The following is a 904-nucleotide window of genomic DNA, read 5'->3' as shown; positions in this document are numbered from 1 at the left end:
AGCTCGACGACCCCGACGGCGGCGACCCGCTGCAGGACAACGAACGCGCCGCCGCGCTCGCCGCCGGCATCACCGCCGAGCTGGCCCGCGAGGAGGCCCACTCCGCGCGCGAGGGCGGTGGCGGGCCGGCCGCGGCCGGGGTTCCGGGCGGTCCGGGCGCCGGGTCGACCTGGTGGGACGACGGGCGGCTCCCGCTGCTGCCGCCCCCACCGCCCCGCTCCGGCCGGGACCTGCTCGCCGACCACGTCACCGCCATGGTCTGCTGCGCCGCCGTGGACACAGCGGGAGCCGCGCCGGGCCTCGACTGGCTGGACGGCCCCGCCCTCCTGGTGCGCGGCGAGCGCGTCGGCGACCTGGGCGCGCGGGTGCTGAGCCTGGTCGAGGAGGGGGACGCCGTGCCCCTGCGCGCCTGGCTGCGCGACCTGGGCGTCCGTGTGGAGAAACCGGTACGGCTGGGGTGACCGCGCCGGGGGGCGCGGCACCGCCCGCAGACGGAAGACGCGGGACAACCCGCTGGAGGAAGACGCGGGACAACCCGCGAGGGGAAGACGCGGGACAACCCGCGAGAGGAAGACGCGGCACCGCCCGCAAGAAAAGGGCAAGGCACCCCCCGCCGGGGGAAGGGGCAGGACGGCCCCGCGGGGTGAGGGACCGCACTGCCCGCCGGGGACGGGACGACGCCGCCCGGCGGGGGAGCGGGACGCACGACGAACACGAGGGAGGGGGAGCGGTACATGGGCCCGGAGCGGATCCGCCGCTGGGAGTCGGGGGCGCTGGCGCACGGCGTGACGGACCCGTTCGGCCTCGGGCCGTTACCGTGGCTGCGCGGCGGCGAGACGTACTTCGACGACACCGGCCAGGTGGTCCCCTGGTACGTCGACGAGCCGGGCCCGCGCCCCGGAGG

At 78.2% G+C, this 904-nt stretch carries 2 pseudogenes; both read left to right on the top strand.

Annotation, left to right across the window (positions count from 1 at the left end):
- Positions 1 to 461 (top strand): annotated as a pseudogene (locus ACOV8S_RS25095) (hypothetical protein); the annotation flags it as partial.
- Positions 462 to 734: 273 nt separating this feature from the next.
- Positions 735 to 904, top strand: a pseudogene (locus ACOV8S_RS25090) (N,N-dimethylformamidase beta subunit family domain-containing protein); the annotation flags it as partial.

The organism is Streptomyces sp. CO7 (assembly GCF_053474865.1).
Note: the sequence above shows the minus strand (reverse complement) of the source record. Positions and strands in the feature narration are given on the sequence as shown.